This is a genomic window from Sulfitobacter aestuarii (assembly GCF_042685005.1).
In the GTDB taxonomy this organism is placed as follows: Bacteria; Pseudomonadota; Alphaproteobacteria; order Rhodobacterales; family Rhodobacteraceae; genus Sulfitobacter; species Sulfitobacter aestuarii.
In genome coordinates this window covers 1-7,515 of record NZ_JBHUMP010000042.1, presented here as the reverse complement: position 1 = coordinate 7,515, position 7,515 = coordinate 1, and the positions used below count along the sequence as shown (strand labels likewise).

The 7,515-nt window shown below is 53.9% G+C and carries 4 protein-coding genes; all 4 read left to right on the top strand.

All coding sequences use genetic code 11. The features are described from left to right. The first annotated feature begins 122 nt into the window (after window positions 1–122). The 4 genes from ACFSUD_RS19180 to ACFSUD_RS19165 are packed head-to-tail and all read left to right on the top strand — an operon-like array spanning window position 123 to window position 7,362. Window positions 123–2,513, top strand: coding sequence for an N-6 DNA methylase (locus ACFSUD_RS19180; protein ID WP_386376109.1), 2,391 nt, complete (start codon window positions 123–125; stop codon window positions 2,511–2,513). Next, entirely contained in the window at window positions 2,513–3,802 is a 1,290-nt protein-coding gene (locus ACFSUD_RS19175; protein WP_386376108.1) for a restriction endonuclease subunit S, read from the top strand. Before ACFSUD_RS19180 ends, ACFSUD_RS19175 begins: the two co-directional genes overlap by 1 nt. Before the next feature lie 10 nt (window positions 3,803–3,812). Then, window positions 3,813–6,893: a type I restriction endonuclease subunit R gene (locus tag ACFSUD_RS19170; protein WP_386376107.1), complete on the top strand. Its 3,081-nt coding sequence runs from the start codon at window positions 3,813–3,815 to the stop codon at window positions 6,891–6,893. Between the two features lie 13 nt (window positions 6,894–6,906). After that, a complete protein-coding gene (locus ACFSUD_RS19165) occupies window positions 6,907–7,362 on the top strand; it encodes a hypothetical protein (RefSeq protein WP_386376106.1) in 456 nt (151 codons plus the stop codon). The last annotated feature ends 153 nt before the right edge of the window (window positions 7,363–7,515 follow it).

The following is a 7,515-nucleotide window of genomic DNA, read 5'->3' as shown; positions in this document are numbered from 1 at the left end:
AGTGAGAAGATCACCCGAACCGGCGCCGTTGAAGGGATAGCGTTCCGGATCAGCGACTAAATCAGCACCCTGCTAAGGCAGCAAAAATGGCCGCGTCATTAAACAATCGAGCAAGAGACAAGATGAATCAAACCACGCACAACAAACTCATTTCTTTTATTTGGTCGATTGCGGATGACTGCCTGCGCGATGTTTATGTGCGCGGGAAATATCGCGATGTGATATTGCCAATGGTCGTACTACGCCGCCTCGATACTCTGCTAGAACCCACAAAGGACAAAGTTCTTGAAGAGCTGAAATTCCAGAAAGAGGAAATGGGCTCGACCGAGCTCGATGATGAAGCTCTTCGCTCCGCATCGGGCTACGTTTTCTTTAATACGAGCCAGTGGACCCTCCGCAAGTTGCACGACACCGCAACTAACAATAGGCAAATCCTCTTGGCCAACATGGAGGAGTATCTCGGCGGCTTCAGTGACAACGTCAAGGAAATCATCGAACGCTTCGACCTCATGGCCAAGATGCGCCACATGGCGGGCAAGGACGTGTTGCTCGACGTACTGGAAAAGTTTGTATCGCCCCGGATCAACCTGACCCCGCACGACAAAGAAGACCCCGATGGCAACCTTATGCCCGGCCTGTCCAACCTTGGCATGGGGTATGTCTTCGAGGAACTGATCCGCAAGTTCAATGAGGAAAACAATGAGGAGGCAGGGGAGCACTTTACTCCGCGCGAAGTGATCCACCTCATGACGCACCTCATGTTTGACCCGATTAAGGATCAGCTGCCTTCGGTGCTCACAATCTATGACCCGGCCTGCGGATCGGGTGGGATGCTAACCGAAGGTCAGAATTACATCATAGACCCCGACGGCCTGATACAGGCAAAGAGCGACGTTTATCTCTTCGGGAAAGAGATCAACGACGAGACCTACGCGATCTGCAAATCGGACATGATGATCAAGGGCAACAACCCCGAGAACATCAAGGTCGGATCGACCCTGTCCACCGATGAATTCTCGGGCCGTAAGTTTGACTTCATGCTCTCCAACCCGCCCTATGGTAAGAGTTGGGCGAGTGAGCAGAAGTTTATCAAGGACGGCAAGGACGTGATCGATCCGCGCTTCAAGGTCGATCTGACTGACTATTGGGGCGAGACCGACACGCAAGACGCAACTCCGCGCTCCAGCGATGGACAGCTTCTGTTCCTCATGGAAATGGTCAAGAAAATGAAGCCGCTCAGCGACAGCCCGATGGGCTCGCGCATCGCATCGGTTCACAACGGCTCCAGCCTTTTCACCGGCGATGCGGGCGGCGGCGAAAGCAACATCCGCCGCTACATCATCGAAAACGACCTGCTGGACACGATCATCCAGCTGCCGAACAACCTGTTCTACAACACCGGAATCACCACCTATATCTGGCTTCTGTCCAACGCCAAGCCGGAGGCGCGCAAAGGCAAGGTGCAGCTGATCGACGCGAACCTGCTGTATCGCAAGCTGCGCAAGAACCTAGGCGACAAGAACTGTGAATTCGCGCCTGAGCACATCGAGGCGATTACGAGCGCCTATCTGGGTTTTGGACCCATTGAGCGCCAACTGGACGACAACGGTGACCCGACGGGCATTGCCGTGCAAATCTTCGACAATCAGGATTTTGGCTATCACAAGGTCACCATTGAACGGCCCGACCGCCGCAGCGCAGGATTTTCCGCCGCACGTCTGGCCCCACTGCGCTTTGACAAATCCCTGCGCGCGCCCATGGAGCATCTTTGGGAAGAGCATGGCGATCAGGTTTATGAAGCGGGCTTCCTAAAGGACCATTCCAAGGACATCTTGAAATGGTGCGAGGATGAAGAGATCACGCTGAACGCCAAGGCGCGTGGCAAGCTGCTGGACGTGAAGTATTGGCAATCTCTGCGCGACCTGCACGCCACGGGGCTGCGCCTGATGGACATCATCGGCACAGACGAGACGAGTGATTATAACGCCTTCCGCGATACCGTTACGGTGACTCTGAAGGCGCAGAAGATCAAGCTGTCCGCGCCGGAAAAGAACGCGATCCTGAACGCGGTCAGTTGGTATGACGAAGACGCCGAAAAGGTCATCGGCAAAGAGCTGAAGCTGAAAGGCGACAAGCTGGACGCTCTGCTGCACCGCCTTGGCTGCGCCGAGGGCCAGTTGGCCGACTTCGGCTATTTTCGGCAGCCAGACGGCACCTATCTGACCTATGAAAGCAATTCAGACCTGCGCGATGCGGAAAGCGTGCCGCTAAAGGACAGCATCCACGATTATTTCCTGATCGAGGTGCAGCCTCATGTGCCTGAGGCTTGGATCAACATGGACAGCGTCAAGATCGGGTATGAGATCAGCTTCAACAAATACTTCTACCGCCACAAACCGCTACGCGCCGTTGAGAAGGTAACCGCTGACCTCTTGGAGCTTGAGGCGCGGGCTGACGGATTGATCGCGGATATCCTTGGGCTTGAGGAAAAGCCAAACGCGGAGGTGGCGTGATGCAGCTGCCGCAGTATCCGCGATATGATGACTACGTAGATTCCGGCTTTGATTGGATCAAGAACGTTCCTGGCCATTGGACTGTTTCCAAGCTAGGTTCTTGTCTTTCGCCTGTTTCGAAGAAGAACCACGGCGACAAACCGTTGCTTTCGATCACTCGCGAGGCGGGGGTAATTGAGCGTGATGTCGAAGATCAGGACAGCAACCATAACTTCATCCCAGACGATCTGAGCAACTACAAGCTCGTTCGCGAAGGGCAGTTTGCCATGAACAAGATGAAGGCATGGCAGGGTTCTTACGGGGTCTCCGAGCACACAGGAATTGTCAGCCCTGCCTACTATGTGTTTGACTTCGCAAAGTCCTTCGATCCGCGTTTCTTCAATATTGCGATCCGAAGCAAACTCTATGTCTCCTATTTCGGTAGCGCGTCAGACGGGGTTCGGATTGGCCAGTGGGATTTGAACAAGACGAGGATGAAGGCGATCCCGTTCCTTGTTCCACCTCTGGAAGAACAACAGGCCATCGCCCGTTTCCTCGATGACAAAACCGACAAGATGGATCAGGCGGTGAAGATCAAGGAGGGGCAGATTGCCCTTTTGCGCGAGCGCAAGCAAATCATCATCCAAGAGGTCGTCACCAAGGGTCTGGACCCCGACGCCCCCATGAAAGACAGCGGCATCGACTGGATCGGCCAAATCCCGGCGCATTGGACTGTGGACACGCTGGGCTCTCTCCTTTTCCCCGTGTCGGAAAAGAACCATCCTGAAAAAACGCTTCTATCTGTCACTCGTGAACAGGGCGTGATTGTGAGGGATGTAGAGGATCAAGAGAGCAATCACAATTTCATACCGGATGATCTAAGCGGGTACAAATTGGTGCGAGCCGGGCAGTTTGCCATGAACAAAATGAAGGCTTGGCAAGGCTCTTACGGTATCTCTGAGCATACTGGGATAGTTAGTCCGGCCTACTTTGTATTTTCTCTGCTGAAAGATTTTGATGGGGCTTTCTTCAATACCGCAATCAGAAGCAAGTTATACGTCACCTTTTTCGGGCAAGCTTCAGACGGAGTTCGGATCGGCCAGTGGGATCTAAATAAAACCCGAATGAAGGCCATCCCATTCATTTACCCATCAGTTGAAGAGCAAAAAGAAATTGTAAAGCATATCGAATTTGAGATGGCCAAGATCGACGGTGCAATTGAATTGAAAGAGCGCCAGATTGAGGCGCTGAAAGAATACAAGGCCACGCTGATTAATGCGGCAGTGACAGGCAAGATTAAGGTGATTTAAGGGGGTGGGCATGGTCAGTAATACAAAAGAAATCGCGCTGGAACAGGCGATCCAGAAACATCTGACGGGCTTCACCAGTGAGGAGCTGGCTGGCCAGCCGCAGCCCGACAATCCGACCAAGTTCCGTATCGGCTTGCCACAGGATTTTGATGCGCAATATGCGCTCGACACCAAGCTGTTCTGGCAGTTTCTGGAACACACGCAAGCCGATGAGCTGGACAAGCTGCGCAAGCATTCCCCGAATGATTGGCAGCGCAAAGTGCTTGAACGCTTTGACCGGATCATCAAACAAAAGGGCCTGCTGCATATCCTGAAAAAGGGGTTGCAAGTGGACAACGCCTTTCTGGTGTTGATGTACCCCGCGCCGCTGGCCAGCTCCTCGGCCAAGGTGCATGAAAACTTCGACGCCAACCTGTTCAGCGTGATGCGGCAGGTGCGCTATTCTCAGGCCAACCCGCTCCAAGAGATCGACATGGTGCTGTTCCTGAATGGAATGCCCCTGATCACGCTGGAGCTGAAGAACGCCTGGACGGGGCAAACCGCCCGCTATCATGGGCAAAAGCAATACCGCGAAGACCGCGACCCGACGCAGCCGCTTTTGCAGTTCGGTCGCGCGCTTGTGCATATGGCCGTGGACACCGACGAGGTATTCATGACCACCAAGCTGGCGGGCAAAGGCACGTTCTTTCTGCCCTTCAACAAGGGTTACAAAGAGGGCGAAGGCAACCCGCCGAACCCGAACGGCCACAAGACGGCTTATCTTTGGGAAGAGGTCTTCGACAAGCGCAGCCTGGCCGGGATCATTCAGCACTTTGTCTTGCTGGAAGGCGATGCAAAAGACCCGCTGGCCAAGAAAACCCTGATCTTTCCCCGCTATCATCAGTTGGACGTGGTGCGGAAGCTCTTGGATCACGCGGCAACGACCGGCGTTGGCCATAGCTATCTGATCCAGCATTCGGCGGGGTCGGGCAAATCCAATTCGATCACCTGGGCGGCCTATCAACTGATCGAGACCTATCCGGCGGATGCGCAGGCGGCAGGCGACCGGGGCATGGACCGCCCGCTATTTGACAGCGTGATCGTCGTGACCGACCGGCGGCTTCTGGACAAGCAACTGCGCGAGAACATCAAGGACTTCTCCGAGGTCAAGAACATCGTGGCCCCGGCGTTCCGATCTGCCGATCTGAGAACCGCGCTTGAGGCGGGCAAAAAGATCATCATCACAACGATCCAGAAGTTCCCTTTCATCATCGATGGCATCGCCGACATGAGCGACAAGCGCTTTGCCGTGATCATTGATGAAGCGCATTCCGGCCAGGGCGGCGTGGCCGCTGGCAAGATGAACGAAGCATTGGGCGCTGAGGCATCGGAAGATGACGACACCGACGATCCGCAGGACCGGATTCTGGCCGCTATGCAGGCCCGCAAGATGCGCGGCAACGCGTCCTATCTGGCCTTCACCGCGACGCCGAAGAACACGACGCTTGAGAAGTTCGGCGAACAGCAGGCCGATGGCAGCTTTGCGCCATTTCACCTCTACAGCATGAAGCAGGCGATCGAGGAAGGCTTCATCCTCAACGTCTTGGCCAATTACACAACCTACAAGAGCTACTACGAGATTCAGAAGTCGATCGAGGACAACCCCGATTTCGACACCAAGAAGGCCCAGAAAAAGCTGCGCGCCTATGTGGAGCGCAGCCAGCAGACGATTAATACCAAGGCCGAGATCATGTTGGATCACTTCATTGGCCAAGTGGTGAATGCCAAGAAGCTGAAGGGCAAGGCCAAGGGGATGATCGTCACCCAAGATATCAAGGCGGCGATCCGGTACTACAAAGCGATTACCAAACTGCTTGATGCGCGAGGCAATCCGTTCAAGGTGCTTATCGCGTTTTCAGGCGAGAAGGAGCTCGACGGCGTTTCATACACCGATGCCGGGATGAACGGCTTTGGTGAAACAGACACGCGCGACAAGTTCGGCACCGACCCATACCGTCTGTTGATCGTGGCGAACAAGTATTTGACCGGCTTCGACCAGCCTAAGCTTTCAGCCATGTATGTTGATAAGAAGCTGCAAGGCGTTCTAGCCGTTCAGGCGCTTTCACGGCTGAACCGATCCGCCAGCAAATTGAACAAGCGCACCGAGGACTTGTTCGTCCTCGATTTCTTCAACACAGTTGATGAGATCAAGGCGGCGTTTGATCCATTCTACACCGTGACGACCCTTTCTGAGGCGACTGACATCAATGTTCTGCATGAGCTCAAGGGCGCGCTTGACGATGTGGGTGTTTATGAAGCTTCCGAAGTAGATGACTTTGCGATCCGGTACTTCGCCGGAGAGGACGCGCAAGTTTTGAGTGCCATCATCGATGTGGCTGCGGCCCGTTTCAATGACGAGCTAGAGCTGGAGACCCCTGACAAGATCGACTTCAAGGTGAAGGCCAAACAGTTTGTCAAAATCTACGGCCAAATGGCCGCGATCATGCCATTCGAGGTTCTGGAATGGGAAAAGCTATTTTGGTTTCTGAAGTTCTTGGTTCCAAAGCTGAAAGTTACAGATCCGAACCAGGATACACTCGATGAAATTCTAGAAGCCGTAGATTTATCTTCCTACGGCCTAGAGCGTGTAAAGCTGAACCACGAGATCGGATTAGATACCTCAGAGACCGAGCTGGACCCGCAAAACCCCAACCCAAGGGGATATCGAGATGGCGAGCCTGATAGCGACCCCCTAGATGAGATCGTGCGAACGTTCAACGAGCGTTGGTTCCAAGGCTGGAGCGCCACCCCCGAAGAACAACGCGTCAAGTTCGTGAACATCGCGGAAAGCGTGCGAGCACACCCAGATTTCGAGGATAAGTATGAGAAGAATCAAGACCCGCAGAACCGGGCCTTGGCTTTCGAGCGTATTCTGAAGGATGTAATGCTGCGCCGCCGTAAAGACGAGCTGGAGCTTTACAAACTCTTCGCAGGCGATGACGCGTTCAAGACTGCATGGATGCAGAGCTTGGAGAGCATTGTTGCCGTCAGCCCCGGAAAAAAATTCGGTGGTGACCCAGACGATCCAGGCCCAATGGTCAGTGGCCGTTAAAGGACATTTCTGTATGAGCGAGTCTGATCATGACCGGAAGTTGAACCGGATCGATCGAAAGACTGAAGTTACATCAAGAATCAGCGAGACCAGCAGGTTCGTTGGTGTCGGTATTGTTGCGTGGGTTTTTGCACAGCACGCTTCAGGAGAGAAATTTGCATTAGACTATCTTGCGAATTTCGGTGCGATCGTTCGGTTTGCAGGTGTGTTGGGGGTTCTAGTCATTGTGTTCGATTACCTCCAATATATCGCGGCGTATTTTTCCGTTCGTGCTGCGCTTCGAAACGAAGAAAGCAGCTATGCCTATGATGCCAGCAGCATAGCGATGCGGGCGCAGACTTTTTTCTTCTGGGCCAAGCAAATCGCCGCAGTGGTTGCGGCACTAATCATCGTAGCTACTTTTGCTGGGAGCATCTATTCGCCGCTACCTACTGAACCGACGCAGCAAATCGGCGAGCAGGCGGAGTGACTAAAACTAGGCTCCCCTGCCAATAGGCGGGGGTAGCCCTTCTCATACAACTACATATGCACAACGATCAGACCAGAGAGGTGGCCCGAGGAATCTGGACAGTTGAGTTAGGTGGATTTTCTGCTCCCACTCCGGCAGCGTTGCCGAGACAAA

Bases quoted from the DNA above. Each gene is read 5' to 3' on its own strand.
- ACFSUD_RS19180 (WP_386376109.1), top strand. From the start codon at position 123: ATGAATCAAACCACGCACAACAAACTCATTTCTTTTATTTGGTCGATT.
- ACFSUD_RS19170 (WP_386376107.1), top strand. From the start codon at position 3,813: ATGGTCAGTAATACAAAAGAAATCGCGCTGGAACAGGCGATCCAGAAA.
- ACFSUD_RS19165 (WP_386376106.1), top strand. From the start codon at position 6,907: ATGAGCGAGTCTGATCATGACCGGAAGTTGAACCGGATCGATCGAAAG.
- ACFSUD_RS19175 (WP_386376108.1), top strand. From the start codon at position 2,513: ATGCAGCTGCCGCAGTATCCGCGATATGATGACTACGTAGATTCCGGC.